The sequence below is a fragment of the Citrobacter sp. Awk 2 genome, assembly GCF_028069815.1.
In the GTDB taxonomy this organism is placed as follows: domain Bacteria; phylum Pseudomonadota; class Gammaproteobacteria; order Enterobacterales; family Enterobacteriaceae; genus Citrobacter.
The window spans coordinates 25,027-43,674 of record NZ_JANEWL010000011.1 but is presented as its reverse complement, the minus strand read 5'-3'; the positions used below and the strand labels follow the sequence as shown (position 1 = coordinate 43,674).

The 18,648-nt window shown below is 53.5% G+C and carries 12 protein-coding genes; 3 read left to right on the top strand and 9 right to left on the bottom strand.

All coding sequences use genetic code 11. From position 1 onward, the window contains the following. Positions 1–22 precede the first annotated feature (22 nt). Positions 23–2,728, bottom strand: coding sequence for an HTH-type transcriptional regulator MalT (gene malT / locus NNO02_RS05190; protein ID WP_202037548.1), 2,706 nt, complete (start codon positions 2,726–2,728; stop codon positions 23–25). A 629-nt stretch (positions 2,729–3,357) separates the two neighbouring features. On the opposite strand from malT, the gene malP reads away from it, so the two are divergent. Both malP and malQ read left to right on the top strand, forming a co-directional pair. Beyond that, on the top strand, positions 3,358–5,751 hold the full coding sequence (gene malP / locus NNO02_RS05185) for a maltodextrin phosphorylase (RefSeq protein WP_271454341.1): 2,394 nt from the start codon (positions 3,358–3,360) through the stop codon (positions 5,749–5,751). Positions 5,752–5,760: 9 nt separating this feature from the next. Then, positions 5,761–7,848: a 4-alpha-glucanotransferase gene (gene malQ, locus NNO02_RS05180; RefSeq protein ID WP_271454340.1), complete on the top strand. Its 2,088-nt coding sequence runs from the start codon at positions 5,761–5,763 to the stop codon at positions 7,846–7,848. A 96-nt stretch (positions 7,849–7,944) separates the two neighbouring features. On the opposite strand, the gene gntT is transcribed toward malQ, so the two are convergent. The 3 genes from gntT to gntX form a co-directional block, all read right to left on the bottom strand. Further along, positions 7,945–9,261, bottom strand: a complete 1,317-nt coding sequence (gene gntT, locus NNO02_RS05175) for a gluconate transporter (protein ID WP_271454339.1) — start codon at positions 9,259–9,261, stop codon at positions 7,945–7,947. 376 nt (positions 9,262–9,637) lie between these two features. Beyond that, positions 9,638–10,213, bottom strand: coding sequence for a Fe-S biogenesis protein NfuA (gene nfuA / locus NNO02_RS05170; RefSeq protein ID WP_005121621.1), 576 nt, complete (start codon positions 10,211–10,213; stop codon positions 9,638–9,640). Between the two features lie 58 nt (positions 10,214–10,271). Beyond that, complete coding sequence (gene gntX / locus NNO02_RS05165; RefSeq protein WP_271454338.1) at positions 10,272–10,955, bottom strand: DNA utilization protein GntX; 684 nt, start codon at positions 10,953–10,955, stop codon at positions 10,272–10,274. Between the two features lie 37 nt (positions 10,956–10,992). Between gntX and bioH the strand changes: the two genes are divergently transcribed. Continuing rightward, on the top strand, positions 10,993–11,763 hold the full coding sequence (gene bioH, locus NNO02_RS05160; RefSeq protein ID WP_271454337.1) for a pimeloyl-ACP methyl ester esterase BioH: 771 nt from the start codon (positions 10,993–10,995) through the stop codon (positions 11,761–11,763). Between the two features lie 44 nt (positions 11,764–11,807). Here bioH and NNO02_RS05155 read toward each other — a convergent pair whose 3' ends face one another. The 5 genes from NNO02_RS05155 to NNO02_RS05135 all read right to left on the bottom strand — a co-directional run bounded on the left by NNO02_RS05155 (position 11,808) and on the right by NNO02_RS05135 (position 18,581). Next, entirely contained in the window at positions 11,808–12,758 is a 951-nt protein-coding gene (locus NNO02_RS05155) for an Rpn family recombination-promoting nuclease/putative transposase (protein ID WP_271441387.1), read from the bottom strand. A gap of 244 nt (positions 12,759–13,002) precedes the next feature. Further along, positions 13,003–13,239 (bottom strand): [Fe-S]-dependent transcriptional repressor FeoC, encoded by a 237-nt coding sequence (gene feoC, locus NNO02_RS05150; protein ID WP_038634895.1) that lies wholly within the window; start codon positions 13,237–13,239, stop codon positions 13,003–13,005. Between the two features lie 11 nt (positions 13,240–13,250). After that, positions 13,251–15,569: a Fe(2+) transporter permease subunit FeoB gene (gene feoB / locus NNO02_RS05145; protein WP_271454336.1), complete on the bottom strand. Its 2,319-nt coding sequence runs from the start codon at positions 15,567–15,569 to the stop codon at positions 13,251–13,253. A gap of 18 nt (positions 15,570–15,587) precedes the next feature. Then, on the bottom strand, positions 15,588–15,815 hold the full coding sequence (feoA, locus tag NNO02_RS05140) for a ferrous iron transporter A (protein ID WP_003023519.1): 228 nt from the start codon (positions 15,813–15,815) through the stop codon (positions 15,588–15,590). Between the two features lie 432 nt (positions 15,816–16,247). After that, positions 16,248–18,581: a Tex family protein gene (locus tag NNO02_RS05135; RefSeq protein WP_271454335.1), complete on the bottom strand. Its 2,334-nt coding sequence runs from the start codon at positions 18,579–18,581 to the stop codon at positions 16,248–16,250. Between the last annotated feature and the right edge of the window lie 67 nt (positions 18,582–18,648).

The window sequence follows — 18,648 nt, the reverse complement described above, 5'->3', positions numbered from 1 at the left end:
CGCGTAGCGCATCAGGCGTTAACTAAACGCCATACCCCATCATTTTCAGCAGCTTCTGCGCATGTTGCACCGCATCCTGGCGGTGCGCCACGCCAAGCTTTTGGTACAAGTTGCGGATATGCGTCTTAATGGTCGTCGCAGCAACAGCCAGCTCACCGGCAATCTGCTCGTTGCTGTAGCCAGAATAAATCAGACCGAGAACCTGCCATTCACGTTGGGTCAGCGGGCTGGTACGGATCAGCTCCGGGACGTCCGGGTGGGTGAGCAGGCGTTCAACGAACCCTTCATCAAAGTGGGCGAATTTGTGGCGGTGATGCTGGTTAATCTCGCGCAAAATACGCTGCGCACGATGCTGTTCAAGTTCCGGCAATGTGTTGAGCTGAATCAGCTGGCGTAGCTGCTGCGCCATGGCCTCGCCTTCGATCACAAAGTGGCTGATGAACCCGGTGCGGTTCGCCAGTTGCAGGGCATCGAGCAACACCCGCTGTGCATCATTTTTACGCCCCGCTTGCCAGTACAACTGGTTAAGCAGCAGCAGGTTACGGTTAAGATCGCTCATCAGGCGCAGGTTACGCGCATTTTCGTTTAGTTCTTCCAGCACAATTTCTGCCGGTTCAAACTCACCCAGCAGGATCTGTGCGCGGGCGATGTTACGCCACTGGCTTTGCAGGAAGTGGTTGTTAGCGAATTCTGGTTTCGGCGTGTGGCGCAGCCAGTTGGCGGCGGAGTTTTTGTCACCGACCATTTGCCAGTAAATGACGCGCACCTTATCGGCGTTGGAGATCCAGTCGCTGTGATAGTGGCCGTTGCCCAGCAGGTTTTCCAGACGGTTGAGCAGGCTGCGAGCGTTATCAAGATCGCCCCGAGCCAGTGAACACTGAACCAGCAGCGCCAGGCACTGAAGCTGTTGCTGCGGCTGGAAGGTTGCAAGCAGTTCAATACCGCTGCGGGCAGAGGCTTCTGATTCATCCAGACGCGCCCATGCCCACAGGAGTTGCGCGCGGATGCGCACCAGAAATTCGTGCATCGGCAGCTGTTCCAGATGCTGCTCTTTAATCAGCTGGAACGCTTTTTCCTGCGTCTCCCAGGCGGCCTGTAAAAAGCCCTGGGCAAATAAAATTTCGCTTTGTTGGATCAGACTCCACAGCGCGTAATGCCAGACGTCATGATGACGCGCCATTTGCTCTGTTTGCTGCATCAACGCCAGAGAACGCGTGAGGTCGCCTTTACAGTGCAGGACTTCACCGTGCACTGACGTGGCAACGATACGACTATAAAACCAGGCAATCGGTAATTCATCCAGTGCCAGTTTTGCCAGACGTTCTGCCTCGTCCGGGTTGCCGTCGTTAATCGCTACCTGCGCACGCAAAGCGTTAAATTCGGCATGTAGCGTCTGTTCCATATCGCCTTTCATTTCCTGCTCTGCGCGAGCCAGCAGGGTGTTAACTTCGCTGTAGCGGTGTTGGCTTTGCATCAGCCAGGCCTGCAGCAGCACCAGGCGTGGATTTTCCAGCAGGCTTTCCCACGGCAGAGCTTTCAATGACTCTTCAAGTAATGCCAGTTCGCTGTGGTTAAACAGTCCCCACGCATGGTTCAGCAGAATGTCGCGCAGCATATGGGCGTCACCTGCCGCCAGCGCGTGGTGGATGGCTTCGGTCGGAAAACCTTGCGCCATCCAGCTTTCAGCGGCGGCGCGGTGTATTTCGGGAAGTTCGGTAGCTAACTCCCACTGGCAACGCTGGCGTAAAAAACTGCCAAATAGCGGGTGATAGCTAAACCATTCGCCGACATCATCCATCCGCTGCAGGAATAATCCCTGCCGCTCAATTTCCTCCAGCCGCATTTGGCCGTTTTCTTCACCCGTGACCCGAACAATCAGCGCATCGTTCATCGAGCGCAGGATGGCGCTTTTTAGCAGGAAATGACGGGTTCCGATATCGACGCTGTCCAGGACTTCATCGACCAGATAATCGGATAAATGGCTGGCGTTGATACCGGCCAGACGTCGTGCCGACTGGTGGGCAGAATGGTTGTTCTGACGGGCAGATAAGGCGATCAGCTGTAACGCCGTGGCCCAGCCTGCAACGTCATCGCACATGCGGCTACTTTCCGCAGCCTCAATCGGGGAGGACAGGCGGCGGTCAAAAAATTGTTTGGCTTCCTGGTGGTTAAAGGCCAGCTGCTGGCTGCCGATTTCCAGCAGTTGATCGCGTACGCGCAGGTTGGCAATGCCCAGTTGTGGTAGGTTACGCGACAGCACGACTAACGTCAGATTTTCCGGCTGATGGCGCAGGAAAAAACGCATTGCTTCGTGGATGGCTGGATTGGAGATCAGATGATAATCATCCACGACCAGATAGAGTGGACGATGCCACTCCGCCAGTTCAATGAACAGCTGGGCAAACAGTGAGGTCAGGCTGGCATACTGGCGTTTTTGCACCATGGCTTCGCTGGTGGTGCAGTGCCCACCGGTCGCCTGTTGGATTGCCGCAATCAAATAGCTGGCGAAGCGCTCTTGCTGGTTATCGCCTTCATCCAGGGAGTACCAGCCTAATTCGTTCTTCCCCGCCGCCCATTGTGAAACAAGCGTTGTTTTTCCATAACCAGCAGGACTTGTTATCAGGGCAAGCCTGAAATTGTTCGCGCCGGAAAGTTTAGCCAGCAGGCGCTCACGAACCACCGTATGGTCGAGTCGAACCGGACGACTTAATTTAGACGGAATCAACATAAGTTAGTCACTTCACTGTGTGAATATGGGGGAAAACGATTTTTTTTGCGCTTCGTAATTAATAGATATAAGGTCGGCCAGATCGGGATTTATTGCAAGCTAAGCGGACTTTTTGTGTGTCTGATTTTGCACTATGTCACAAATCTATACATCTATTGCAATAATTGTTTTAAAGAGTCGCAACAGGCATGGTGACTGGTTCCAGCGTTATTTTTATGGGGTGGAATAATTCCTCTTTTTTTATGTGGTTACTGTAACGATGAATAAAAGTCGATGAATTTTGTGCTCGACTTAAAACTTTCATGTGAAATATCTCAAGCAGAATATGTATTTCAGGTTAGAAACTATTTCTCCGTTTACATATTTTTTCTAAATGTCATCTTCCTGTTTGATATTGTCTGGATAATCTCTTTTGATTAATGCGAAAACCGCGATGCATTTCAGAGGGTATGCGGATAACCTGCGTATTTATCGGCCATAACACCCCCTCTTAAAGTGGCGGCGATCACATTTTAACGCTCATCCCCGCTCCTCCTCCCTGCCTAATCCCTGCCAGGATGAGGAAGGTCAACAACGAGCCTGGCAAACTAGCGATAACGTTGTTTATTACCTAAGGACCTGGAATCCCTATGTCACAGCCTACTTTCAACAAAGATCAATTTCAGGCTGCCCTGACACGTCAGTGGCAGCGCTTCGGTTTATCGTCGGCTCACGAAATGACGTCGCGCCAGTGGTGGCAGGCCGTGAGTGGGGCGTTGGCTGAATTACTCAGTGCCCAGCCTGCGGTGAAACCGGCAAAAAATCAGCGTCATGTTAACTACATCTCAATGGAGTTTTTGATTGGTCGTCTGACGGGGAACAACTTGCTCAATCTGGGCTGGTATCAGGCGGTGAGCGACGAGCTGAAAGCACACGACATCAACCTGACCGACTTGCTGGAAGAAGAAACCGATCCGGCGTTGGGGAACGGGGGGCTGGGGCGTCTGGCAGCGTGTTTCCTCGACTCGATGGCAACGGTTGGCCAGTCAGCAACGGGTTACGGCCTCAATTATCAGTACGGTTTGTTCCGTCAGTCATTTGCTGATGGTCAACAGATGGAAGCTCCGGATGACTGGCATCGCGGCAGCTACCCGTGGTTTCGCCACAATGAAGCACTGGATGTGCAAGTCGGCATTGGCGGCAAGGTCACCAAAGACGGGCGCTGGGAGCCGGGATTCACCATCACCGGTCAGGCCTGGGACCTGCCGGTACTGGGCTACCGCAACGGCGTGGCACAACCTCTACGTCTGTGGCAGGCCACTCATGCGCACCCGTTTAACCTGACCAAATTTAATGACGGTGATTTCCTGCGTGCGGAACAGCAGGGGATCGACGCCGAAAAACTCACTAAAGTGTTGTACCCGAACGATAACCATACGGCAGGTAAAAAGCTGCGCCTGATGCAGCAGTACTTCCAGTGTGCCTGCTCCGTGGCAGACATTCTGCGCCGTCATCATCTGGCAGGACGTAAACTGCACGAACTGGCCGACTACGAAGTTATTCAACTGAACGACACCCACCCGACTATTGCGATCCCTGAACTGCTGCGCGTGCTGATCGATGAGCATCAGATGAGCTGGGACGATGCATGGGCGATCACCAGCAAGACGTTTGCTTACACCAACCATACTCTGATGCCTGAAGCGCTTGAGTGCTGGGATGAGAAGCTGGTGAAGGCGCTGCTGCCGCGTCATATGCAAATCATCAAAGAGATTAATGACCGCTTCAAGAAACTGGTCGATAAAACCTGGCCAGGCGATGCCGAAGTCTGGGCGAAACTGGCGGTGGTGCACAACAAACAGGTACGTATGGCCAACATGTGCGTGGTCAGCGGCTTTGCGGTTAATGGTGTGGCGGCGCTGCACTCTGATCTGGTGGTGAAAGATCTGTTCCCGGAATACCACCAGCTGTGGCCGAACAAATTCCATAATGTGACTAACGGGATTACCCCGCGTCGTTGGATCAAGCAGTGCAACCCGGCGCTTGCAGCACTGCTGGATAAGTCGCTGAAAAAAGAGTGGGCCAACGATCTAGACCAACTGATTAACCTGGAAAAATACGCCGACGATGCGAAATTCCGTCAGCAGTACCGCGATATCAAGCTGGCGAACAAAGAACGGCTGGTGAAGTTTATTAAAGCGCGTACCGGTATTGAGATAACGACTAACGCTATCTTTGATATTCAGATCAAGCGCCTGCATGAGTACAAACGCCAGCACCTGAACCTGTTGCATATTCTGGCATTGTACAAAGAAATCCGTGAAAACCCGCAGACGGATCGCGTACCGCGCGTATTCCTGTTTGGGGCGAAAGCGGCTCCGGGTTACTACCTGGCGAAGAACATCATTTTCGCCATCAACAAGGTAGCGGAAACAATCAATAACGACCCGAAAGTTGGCGATAAGTTGAAGGTCGTGTTCCTGCCGGATTACTGCGTCTCGGCGGCGGAAATGCTGATCCCAGCGGCGGATATCTCCGAGCAGATCTCGACGGCGGGCAAAGAGGCCTCCGGCACCGGTAACATGAAACTGGCGCTGAACGGCGCGTTAACGGTGGGTACACTGGATGGCGCTAACGTCGAAATCGCTGAGAAGGTGGGTGATGAGAATATCTTTATCTTTGGCCACACGGTGGAAGAGGTGAAGGCGCTGAAAGCGAAAGGCTATGACCCGGTGAAATGGCGTAAGAAAGACAAAGTGCTGGATGCGATTCTGAAGGAGCTTGAAAGCGGTAAATACAGCGATGGCGACAAGCATGCTTTTGACCAGATGCTGCACAGTATCGGCAAGCAGGGCGGTGACCCGTATCTGGTGATGGCGGACTTCGCAGCCTACGTTGAAGCCCAGAAGCAGGTTGACGTGTTGTATCGTGACCAGGATGCCTGGACACGGGCGGCGATTCTGAATACTGCGCGCTGCGGCATGTTCAGTTCAGACCGCTCAATCCGCGATTATCAGGCTCGTATCTGGCAGGCGAAACGCTAAGGAATCGCGATGGAAAGCAAACGTCTGGATAATGCCGCGCTGGCGGCGGGGATCAGCCCCAATTACATTAACGCTCACGGTAAACCGCAGTCTATTGGCGCCGAAACCAAGCGGCGTTTGCTTGACGCCATGCATCGCACCACCGCCGCCACGCAGGTGGCGGTGACGCCAGTGCCCAATGTCATGGTGTATACCGCGGGTAAGAAAATGCCACTGGCGGTTGAAGGTCGCGGGGAGTTTAGCTGGCTGCTGACCACTGAAGATGGCGTACAGCACAAAGGGCATGTCACCGGCGGCAAATCTTTTCACCTTCCGACGAAACTGCCGGAGGGCTATCACACGCTGACATTGACGCAGGGCGAGCTGCGTACCCACTGTCGCGTCATTGTGGCGCCAAAACGCTGTTATGAACCGCAGGCGCTGCTGGAGGGGCAAAAACTGTGGGGCGCGTGCGTTCAGCTCTACACCCTGCGTTCAGAGAAAAACTGGGGGATTGGCGACTTTGGCGATCTCCGTACCATGCTGGTGGACGTGGCGAAACGCGGAGGGGCGTTTATCGGTCTTAATCCGATTCATGCGTTGTATCCGGCGAATCCGGAGAGCGCCAGCCCGTACAGTCCGTCTTCGCGTCGCTGGTTGAACGTCATTTATATCGACGTCAACGCAGTGGAGGATTTTCATCTAAGCAAAGAGGCGCAAAGCTGGTGGCTGAAACCCACAACTCAGCAAGCCCTGCAACGTGCGCGGGATGCCGAATGGGTTGATTATTCTGCCGTTACCGCACTGAAGATGACCGCGCTGCGCATGGCGTGGAAAGGCTTCTCCGCTCGTGATGATGAGCAGATGGCGGCATTTCGCCAGTTTGTGACTCAGGAAGGCGACAGCCTGTACTGGCAGGCAGCCTTTGATGCGCTGCATGCGCATCAGGTGAAAGAGGATACGTTGCGCTGGGGATGGCCGGTATGGCCGGAAGCTTTCCAGTCGGTAGATTCGCCGGAGGTCAAACAGTTCTGCGCAGAGCATCGTGACGAGGTGGATTTCTACCTGTGGCTGCAGTGGCTGGCGTATACCCAATTTGCGGATTGCTGGGAAACCAGTCAGGGCTTTGCCATGCCGATTGGGTTGTATCGTGATCTGGCAGTTGGTGTGGCAGAAGGTGGGTCAGAGACCTGGTGTGACCGTGAACTGTATTGTCTGAAAGCCTCCGTTGGTGCGCCGCCGGATATTCTTGGGCCGCTTGGGCAAAACTGGGGGCTGCCGCCGATGGATCCGCACATCATCACGGCACGGGCCTACGAACCGTTTATCGAACTGCTGCGTGCCAATATGCAGAACTGCGGCGCGTTGCGTATCGATCATGTGATGTCGATGCTGCGCCTGTGGTGGATCCCCTACGGAGAGACTGCCGATCACGGCGCCTACGTCCATTATCCGGTTGATGACCTACTCTCTATTCTGGCGCTGGAAAGTAAACGCCATCACTGTATGGTGATTGGTGAAGATCTGGGTACTGTGCCGGTAGAGATTGTCAGCAAACTGCGTGATAGCGGTGTCTATTCCTACAAGGTGCTCTATTTTGAGAATGACCATGAGAAGAATTTCCGCGCGCCAAAAGCGTACCCGGAACAATCAATGGCAGTCGCGGCGACGCATGACCTTCCTACGCTTAAAGGCTATTGGGACAGCGGCGATTTGACGTTGGGTAAAGCGCTGGGGCTGTATCCGGATGAGGTTGTGCTGCGAGGGTTGTATCAGGACCGGGAACTGGCCAAGCAGGGGTTGCTGGATGCGCTGCATAAGTACGGTTGTCTGCCAAAACGTGCCGGGCATAAGGCATCGCTGATGTCGATGACGCCGATCCTCAATCGCGGGATGCAGCGTTATATCGCCGACAGCAACAGTGCACTCCTGGGTCTACAGCCTGAAGACTGGCTGGATATGGCGGAACCAGTCAATATTCCGGGCACCAGCGATCAGTACAAAAATTGGCGGCGTAAGCTTACCGCCACGCTTGAGCAGATGTTTGCCAATGAAGGGGTGAACAAGCTGATTAAGGATTTGGACAGACGGCGAAAAGCGGCTGCGAAGAAAAAGTAAAAAAGCCGGGGATTTCCCCGGCTTTTTTATGGTGATAGCTCGTAGTATGTAGGCCGGATGGCGGCTTTGCCTTATCCGGCCTACAAGCCGTCTCGATTAAACCACCATACCCAGCAGCAGACACCCTACCAGACCGCAGACGGAGATAATGGTTTCCAGCATTGACCATGACTTGATGGTTTCACCGATGGTCAGGTTGAAGTACTCCTTGAACAGCCAGAAGCCAGGATCGTTCACGTGGGAGAAAATGACGGAACCGGAACCTACTGCGATAACCATCAGCTCTGGGCTTACGCCGGTGGTCGCGATCAGCGGTGCCACAATCCCACCTGCAGTGATTGCTGCAACGGTTGCAGAACCCAGTGCGATACGCAGTACCGCAGCAATAGACCATGCCATCAGCAGCGGAGAAACGTTAGATCCGTGCATCATTGAAGCGATGTATTTGTCGACGCCGCTATCAACCAGGACCTGTTTGAAGGCACCGCCACCACCGATGATCAACAGCATCATCGCGATAATTTTGATTGAGGAAACCAGCGTATCGTTTATCTGATCCATCGAGCGTCCACGGTTCAGACCAAACGTGAACATCGCAATCAGAACGGCAATCAGTGTTGCCATAACCGGGTCACCGAGGAATTCTGCAACCGGCAGGAAAGCATGACCTTTTGGCAGGATCATCTCTGCTACGGCGCGCATGGCCATCAGAATGACCGGTACCAGAGAGGTCCAGACGCTGACGCCAAAGCCCGGCATTTCTTCTTCAGTGAAGGTTTTCGCGCTGTACAGACCTTCCGGGATCGGCTTATCGATGCCTTTCAGGAAACGTGCGTAGACCGGACCTGCGAGAATGACGGTCGGGATTGCCAGAATCGTACCAAACAGCAGGGTTTTACCCATATCGGCGTGGAAAATGGTCGCGATAGCGGTCGGACCCGGGTGCGGCGGCAGGAAGCCGTGAGTCACGGACAGCGCAGCAGCCATCGGCACACCAACGTACAGCAGCGGAATATTCGCAGCAGCAGCGATGGTGAATACCAGCGGCAGCATCAGCACGAAGCCGACTTCGTAGAACAGGGCAAAACCAACGGTGAAGCCGGTTAAGACCACCGCCCATTGAATGTGTTTTTTGCCGAATTTAGCAATCAGCGTGGTCGCAATACGCTGCGCACCGCCGCAGTCTGCCAACATTTTGCCCAGCATGGCGCCAAAACCCATAATCAGGGCGAGGCTGCCAAGGGTTCCGCCGACACCGGCTTTAATAGAACCAATGACTTTATCCAGTGGCATCCCTTGCATCAATCCGACAGCAAGCGCCACCAGGACGAGAGCGATGAAACCGTTCATTTTGAAACGGATCATCAGGAGGAGTAACAAGATTACACCGATAGCAACGATGACTAATGGCATGATTTACCTGGCCTTTACTTTGTTATGGGTAACGTCAGTGTTTAGATGACAAATTCCGATTGTCCCGACCGGGAACAGAGTATTCACAGCACCAATGCTGATTGCCTGTAAAACTAATCAGTTTAGCTGGCTGTTATATGCGTCTTGGGTGCTGATACGAATGATACGGGTAACATACTGTGCTTGAAAATCACCTGGGCAGGCAAAATTTAAATTATGAGAAGCTGGTCAAATTATGGAGGGTTTTATTGCAGGAATGTAACAGAGGAATGTTGGCCCGGTTAGGTAGAAGGCCGGATAACGCGTTAACGCGACTATCCGGCATCAATGCCCGATGACGACGATCGGGGCTGCGAATACTCTACTGGTCTGGTCGTTAGTAGTAAGAGTGCTCGCCACGCTGGTGTTCGGTTAAATCACGAACGCCCTTCAGTTCGGGGAATTCAGCCAATAGCTGTTTTTCGATACCTTCTTTCAACGTAACGTCGACCATTGAACAACCGTTACAGCCGCCGCCAAACTGCAGAATCGCGAAGCCTTCATCGGTAATTTCCATCAGGGAGACACGGCCACCGTGGCCAGCCAGCTGTGGGTTGATCTGCGATTGCAGCATGTACTCCACGCGTTCCATCAGCGGCGCATCATCGGCAACTTTGCGCATTTTTGCGTTCGGTGCTTTCAGGGTCAGCTGAGAACCTAATTGGTCAGTGACGAAATCGATTTCTGCATCTTCCAGATACGGTGCGCTCAGTTCATCAACATATGCGGTCAGCAGGTCAAATTTAATGGCGGTGTCGGTTGCTTCCACGGCGTCCGGCGGACAATAAGAAACGCCACATTCAGCGTTAGGCGTGCCGGGATTGATCACAAATACGCGGATTTGTGTCCCTTCTTCCTGATTTGCCAGCAGTTTGGCAAAGTGCGCTTGTGCAGCATCGGAAATATGGATCATAGTAATGGCCTAATAGTTGACTATTTTACTTGGTTATAATACGCCCATCATCGAGGCTCTACAAGGTTCGACACAGGCACCATACCTGGACAGTCGCCGCGCCGTTGCGTAAAAGCAGCTGCGCGATTTCCGCGACGGTACTTCCGGTAGTGACGACATCATCCACAATAACCATATGGAGTCCCTGCACCGGCAATTCAAGGCGAAAGGCGTTTTTCAGGTTACGTTTGCGTAACCGGGCGCTGAGATGGTGTTGTGTGGCGGTCGCCCGCACCCGTGTTATGGCCTGGCTGTTCCAGTCACAGCCCAGCCAACGTGCCAAAGGACGGCATAGCAAGTCACTTTGATTAAATCCCCTGCGCCAATGACGACGTTGCCAAAGCGGTACGCTGATGAGCCTGTCTGGCAGGGGGGAACCGTGAGTGCGTCGGGCCTGCAATACCTCCAGCAACAGCAGACGTGCAAGCGCAGGGGCTATTTCGTTGCGTCGTGAAAATTTAAGCTGGTGGATAAGCCCGCTTACTGGAGGAACATAGTCACTGACTGAAACCAGGCGCTGCCACGGCGGCGGTTTTTGCAGGCAACGACCACAGGGAACCGAGGTGTGAATGGCTGGTAGTCCGCACTGTGGGCACAGACTGTCATGCTGGCGTATTGCCTGTGTGCAGACAGAGCAAATCCCCCAATGCCCCAACCTCAGCGGCATTCGGCATAGCCAGCATAATCCTGGTACTGTTAGCATAGAGACATCCTTGTTAGCTAAAAGAGAACAGTAACTGATGAATGACATCTGGTGGCAGACCCAGGGTTCGGGAAATTGCCATCTTGTGCTGCTGCACGGATGGGGACTGAATGCAGAGGTGTGGCATTGCATAAGCGAGGAACTGAGCTCGCATTTTACACTGCATCTTGTCGACTTACCGGGATTTGGCCGTAGTCAGGGTTTTGGCGCGATGTCGCTGGAAGAGATGGCTGAACGGGTATTAAGACAGGCTCCGGGGGAAGCCATCTGGCTCGGCTGGAGTCTGGGCGGTCTGGTGGCGAGTCAGGTAGCATTGACCCATCCTGAGCGCGTTCAGGCGCTGGTGACGGTTGCCTCTTCTCCCTGTTTTAGCGCGCGCGAAACGTGGCCGGGCATTAAACCAGAGGTACTGGCTGGCTTCCAGCAGCAGCTAAGCGAAGACTTCCAGAAAACGGTAGAGCGTTTTCTGGCATTGCAGACGATGGGCACGGAAACCGCGCGTCAGGATGCACGGGCGCTGAAGAAAACGGTACTAGCGCTCCCCATGCCGGACGTCGACGTGCTCAATGGTGGACTGGAGATCCTGAAAACGGTCGATCTACGTGAACCGCTCTGTGCGTTAAACCTGCCGTTCCTGCGCTTATACGGTTATCTCGATGGCCTGGTTCCGCGCAAAGTGGTGCCAATGCTGGATGCTCTGTGGCCGAAGAGTGAGTCACTGGTGTTTGCTAAAGCCGCTCATGCGCCGTTTATCTCACATCCTACAGAGTTTTGCGCCGCGCTGGGGGCGTTAAAACAGCGGTTATAAATCCGTTGCGTTGCCCGGCACAGCCACGCTTGCCGGGCCTGAGATTAATGGCTACGCGTAGCCAGATCCTCAGCGGTCAGACCGGTAATTCTGAAGATGGTCAGCGGGTCTATACCATCAGCCTGCATGGTTGATGCAATACGTAAAGCTTCCTCTCGTTTACCTTGTTGCAGACCCGTTTGTAACCCCTCTTTTAACCCTTTTCTATGACCTTCCTGAAGACCATTAAGGTGCCCTTCCTGACGTAATCTTTCGGCGATAGTCATCAACTTTTCCTTATGTTGGGGTAAACGTTCGGCGACTTCATGAAGAAATTCGCTAAAATGTGTGGTGTTCCCGGCCTGGATTAAATAATTAAACAAGGCTTTCAACTGGTTGTCATTAGCGTGTCCTTTAACAAGCAGGATGGCCAGTTTTTCTACCAGCCCCATCAAATCGCGTTTACGAATATGTTTTTGGATAAGTTCCAGCAGCGCCATCCGGCGATGCTGCATGATCTCGTCATCGGGCACGACGGTGATATCGATCAGTGGAAACGCGGTGCTATAAAGTTGTCTGGCGGATTTTGGGTCATCAAACTCGTCCAGCCAACAAAGTGAGTAGGGGTATGGGCTTGCTGAGCCATGATAAAAAAGCATAGGTATCACCAGCGGGAGTTTCTTGTGGCCTGCAGCCAAATGCCGATGCATTACCGCAATGGCATAACGCATTAGCCGAAACGCCATATGGGCATCGGCGGTACTCTGATGCTCAATGATGGTGTAAATATAGCCATCGCCTTCGCATGTTTTTAACGACCACAGTACATCAGAGTAGTATGCGCGCAAATCGTCCTCAATAAAGCTGCCCGATTCCAGTTGTAGCGTTTTCAGATCGCACAGTTTTTGCAAAGAGGCTGGAAGATGGAGCTGAAGAAAGTCACGTGCGGTCGCTGGGTGGTTTAAGAACGTTTTGAAAATCGCATCATGTGGCGTAGTAGAAGTGTCAGTATTCATGGCGATCCGTCACCTGAGAAACAAGATGACGAGACTCTACTTTCCTGGTCGCCAGTAATCATCCATGAGTTGATAATGATGCGCGGCAGGCTGAAGGATAAATCTGTTTTGCTGAAACAAAGACCTTTTAGTGGAATCCATTACGCAAAAAGCCGGATATCAGCGTAAACGCTTTATCCGGCCTGGACGTTTGCATCATTTGTAGGCCGGATAAGCGTAGCGTTATCCGGCAAGGAGCATCTGATTAGCGCAAAGCCCACCACTCACGCAGGCAAGCTTTGCCTTCCGGACAACTCTTGCAACTTCCGGACAGACACCCATCAGCATCCTCCTGAATCCGCACAGCTTTGCCCATCTTCTCTAACTGATTCAGCATGGCGTCAATCATTGGCTGCGGGGTATGCAGCGTGTGGCTAATTTGTTTCGCCTCCATGCGCCCCCGCAAAGCCAGTAAATCACGAACCTGAATAAGCGATGCCATTGTTTATTACCTTAGTGACAATCGCCAGTCGTGCTGGAACAGCAGGAACTCGCTGTTCTGTTGGTTGCCAGCAGTGAGAGATCCACCCGACTACGGGCACGACGTAGCAGACCCAGCAATACGATGTTAAACAGGATGACAGCTAAAATACACACCAGGCTGTAGGTCGGGTGTTGGCTGTAGCTGACCGTCTGATAAAACAGCGTCGACAGAGAGTAGGCGATATTCAGGCCCCACAGAATCGAGAAGCTCATCCAGCCACGGCTGGATTCACGCGCGATAGCGCCCATCACTGAAATGCACGGTACATACAGCAGCACGAAAATCAGGTAGCTGTATGCCGCAGCAGCGCTGCCGAATTTCTCGCCCATCACGCCCATCGCGCCAGTGGCCATTTCACCGTCGCCTTTGCTGGCTTCGATAGGGTTAGCCAGCACGCTCAGGCTGAAAGTGTCTTTCAGGCTTTGCCAGGTTTCATCTACCGCACTGAGCAGCTCGTCACCGAGGTGGAAATCTGCCGGGTTGAACTCTTCTTCCTGAATGTTTTCTGCGGTATAGAGCGTGTTCAGCGTACCGACAACCACTTCTTTCGCCATCGCGCCGGTGAACAGACCTACGGTTGCCTGCCAGTTATCTTCGTGAACACCAATCGGTTTAAAGACAGGGGTAATAACGCGGCTAACGGAAGCCAGAGCTGAGTCGTTGATGTTGTCGACGATTTTTCCGCTCAGTGAGAAGCTGTTAAAGGCGCTGAGGAAAATACTGACGATGATGATGACTTTACCTGCACGCAGAACGAAGCCTTTCAGACGTTGCCAGGTTTGAATGATCAGACTCTTAATGTGCGGCACGTGGTACACCGGAAGCTCCATCACAAACGGCGTTGCTTCACCACGCATGATGGTGTGCTTAAGCATCAGGCCGGTCAACACCGCCATGATGATACCCAGTACATACAGTGAGAAGACCGCCAACGCACCATTCTGACCAAAGAATGCAGCGGCAAATACGGCGAAAATCGCCAGACGCGCACCGCAGGACATGAACGGGGCCATCATGATGGTCATCAGACGCTCACGCGGGGCGTCCAGCGTACGTGCGCCCATCACCGACGGTACGTTACAGCCAAAGCCGACGATCAGCGGGACGAACGATTTGCCCGGCAGTCCCAGTGCCTGCATCAGACGGTCCATCACAAACGCGGCGCGTGCCATGTAGCCGGAGTCTTCAAGGAAGGAGAGGAACAGATACATCATGCCGATTTGCGGTACCAGCGGCAGGACGGTGTTGATCCCGCCGCCAAGGCCCTGTGCGAGGAAGATGGTTAGCCAATCCGGGAAATGTAGCGTATAGCCAATCCACTGAATACCATGGATAAAGAGCGCTACGGAGCCAACATCAAACAACGGTTGCAGCGCGCCGCCAATGTTGATGGCGAGCAGGAACATCAGGTACATCACGAACAGGAAAATCGGCAGACCGAGGAAGCGGTTGAGGATAATTTTATCTACCGCGGTGGTGAAACGGCTCGGCTCTGCCGTCAGGGTATTACTGACGGTATCGCAGATAGCGGCAATGCACTGGTAACGCGCATCGGCAATATGCAGCGCCGGGTCGTCCATTGTCTCGCTCAGACGAGCAACCGCGGCATCAAGATTTTGTGCTGCATCACCGGCGTAAGCACGGCTGTAGATATCGCCTTCCAGCATCTGCAGGCCCAGCCAGCGGCGCTGTTTAAGCGGCATATCTTTAGCCATCGCATCGGCGAGGGTATCAGCTTCTTGCAGCAGTGGCTGGGCATAATGGACCAGCTCGACGGTGTCGTTTTCTTTGTAGCGATCGATCGCCAGCTTCAGTGCTTCAATGCCCCGGGCGCGGGTGGAAACCAGCGGAACCACCGGGCAGCCAAGACGAGCGGAGAGGGCGTCGATATCGATACGGATTTGCTGTTTCTCAGCAATATCCAGCATGTTCAGTGCGACGATGCAGGGAATACCCAGCTCAAGCAGTTGCAACGTCAGGTAGAGGTTGCGTTCAAGGTTTGAAGCATCGACCACGTTGATCAACAGATCCGCATCACCGCTTAAAATGTAGTGACAGGCAATTTGCTCATCGAGAGAGGTTTGAGATGAGATCGTCGTCAGAGAATAGGTACCGGGTAAGTCGACCAGCGTGACCTGATGGTCAGTGGTCGCGAAATGACCTTCTTTACGCTCGACGGTCACACCAGCCCAGTTACCCACACGCTGGCGCGCGCCGGTGAGCTGGTTGAATAAGGTTGTCTTGCCGGAATTAGGATTACCAATTAAACCAATGGTTAGTTTTTTCATTTTTATAGACTCACTGTATTAACAGGAAACCGCTTCCACTTCTAATAACGCCAAATCCTTCTTACGCAATACCAGACTTACGCGACGCGTTTCAATATGGATAGGATCGCCGAGCGGGGCGACGCGTACCACGTTGAAGGATGAGCCGGGTAGCATGCCAAGTGACAACAGTTTCTGACGATAAGCCGGGCTGATTTCACGGGCAAAACCGGTAATTTTCCACGCACTGTCAGGAGTGAATTGCATAGGGACCTACTTATATCTCGCTAACTGGATGATTACCTCATGGGGCGACAGGGCGGCATGAGACCAGATGATTAGCCAACGTAAGGAAAGAGTAAATAATCAACAAATCAATGATAATGAGAATGGTTTCTATCATCAATAGAATAAATGTGACGGAATGTGCAATTGGATAATAATTTGAGCCAATTTTGATATTCCTCAATATTTATTCTGGTTGGGAACGAAGGATGCGCGGAAGTAATTATTGGGGATCTTAATGTTTAATTAAGGTTTCATCTGTTAATAAAGTGATAAATATATTGTGGAACAAAGCGAGGCATAGATTAAATATGCCGGATGTCGACGCTCATGCGTCTTATCCGGCCTACGAATTAATTGCGCCAACCCGGCCGGACAGGGCGTTTACGCCGCCATCCGGCACATGGTTTAAACTTAGCGCTTTTTACCCATTGCCGCCGCCAGCGCATCCATCATCGCGCTGTTGCCCGCAGGCTGTGCCTCACGACCACGCGGTTTCGCCGCTTTTGGTGCCGGGCGGTTGCTCTGAGTGCGTTCGTTATTCCCACCGCCGCGACGCGCATTGGTTTCACCCGGCTGCTCGTCCAGACGCATGGTCAGCGCGATACGCTTACGTTGCAGGTCCACTTCCAGCACTTTCACCTTCACAATGTCGCCCGCTTTCACCACGGTGTGTGGATCTTCAACAAATTTGTTCGACAGAGAGGAGATATGTACCAGACCGTCCTGGTGAACGCCGATATCCACGAACGCGCCGAAGTTAGTGACGTTGGTGACAGCCCCTTCCAGAATCATCCCCGGCAGCAGGTCGTTCATGGTTTCTACGCCATCGGCAAACTGCGCGGTTTTAAACTCAGGACGCGGATCGCGGCCCGGCTTTTCCAGCTCTTTGATGATGTCGGTGACGGTCGGCACCCCGAAGCGTTCGTCGGTGAAGTCGGACGCTTTGAGATGACGCAGCGCGTCGCTGTTGCCCATCAGGTCACGCAACGATTGCTCGGTGGCGGCCAGAATGCGTTCCACTATCGGGTAGGCTTCCGGGTGAACCGTGGAAGCGTCCAGCGGGTTGTCGCCGTGGTTGATACGCAGGAAGCCCGCGCACTGTTCAAAGGCTTTTGGCCCCAGACGACTGACTTTTAGCAACTGCTGACGGTTCTGGAACTGGCCGTTCTCATCACGCCAGGCGACGATGTTTTGCGCCATCATGCGGGTCAGGCCGGCAACGCGGGTCAGCAGGGGGACGGAGGCGGTGTTCAGATCAACGCCGACGGCATTTACGCAGTCTTCAACTACCGCATCCAGCTTACGGGCAAGCTGGGTCTGGCTAACGTCGTGCTGATACTGGCCCACACCGATAGATTTCGGGTCGATTTTCACCAGTTCAGCCAACGGGTCCTGCAGACGGCGAGCAATAGATACTGCGCCACGCAGCGACACATCGAGGTCCGGGAACTCCAGCGCCGCCAGTTCAGAGGCAGAGTAAACCGATGCCCCGGCTTCACTGACAATCACTTTCTGTGCGGTCACTTGCGGGAATTGCTTCTGTACGTCGAGGAAGAAACGTTCGGTTTCGCGCGACGCCGTACCGTTACCAATGGCTACCAGCTCTACGTTGTACTTCTCACATAACGCTGCAACGGCAACGGCGGCTTTGGCAGCCTGACCGGTATGTGGATAAATAGTGTCGGTGGCGACCAGCTTGCCGGTACCGTCAACAACAGCCACTTTTACACCGGTACGCAGGCCCGGATCGAGACCCATTGTGGCGCGCAGCCCGGCCGGGGCCGCCATCAGCAGGTCGTGCAGGTTACGGGCAAAGACGTTGATTGCTTCATCTTCCGCGCGTTCGCGCACAGTGCCCATCAGTTCGGTTTCGAGGTGCATCAGCACCTTAATGCGCCATGTCCAGCTGACAACGCCTTTACGCCAGCTGTCTGCCGGTGCGTTGTTCAGTCGCAGGCCAAGGTGATCCTGAATGATTTGCTCGCCGTGGCTCTCTTTCGGTGGCTCATCGAACTGCGGATCGGCATTTAGAGACAGCTGTAAGATGCCTTCGTTACGGCCGCGGAACATAGCCAGCGCACGGTGAGACGGCACGGTAGAAATCGGTTCGTGGTGATCGAAGTAGTCGCGGAATTTCGCGCCTTCCTCTTCTTTACCGCTTACCACGGTGGAAACCAGATGCGCGTTTTTCCACAGGTAGTCACGCACTTTCGCCAGCAGTGCGGCATCTTCAGCGAAGCGTTCCATCAGGATGTAACGTGCACCGTCAAGGGCCGCTTTGGTATCCGCCACACCGTTGTCGGCGTTGAGGTATTTGGCCGCTTCTGTTTCCGGGTCGTGAGACGGCGCGTTCCACAACAGGTCTGCCAGCGGCTCCAGTCCGGCCTCAATGGCGATTTGCCCACGGGTGCGGCGTTTAGGTTTGTACGGCAGATAAAGGTCTTCGAGTTCGGTCTTACTTAACGTGCCGTTGATAGCGTTTGCCAGGTCGTCGGTCAGTTTGCCTTGCTCGCCGATAGATTTCAGGATCGCCTGACGGCGGTCTTCCAGTTCACGCAGATACCCCAGACGGGTCTCCAGATTACGCAGTTGCGTATCATCCAGACCGCCGGTGATTTCCTTACGATAACGTGCGATAAACGGCACGGTGTTCCCTTCGTCAAGCAGGCGAACGGCAGCTTCTACCTGTTCTGCACGAGCCTGAATTTCACCTGCGATAATGCGGCAGAAAGAATCATTCATCATGGATAGCTTCGTCTATAGGATAAAAAATCAGGGGATAGTTATACGGACTGACTGGCAAAAATGCCAG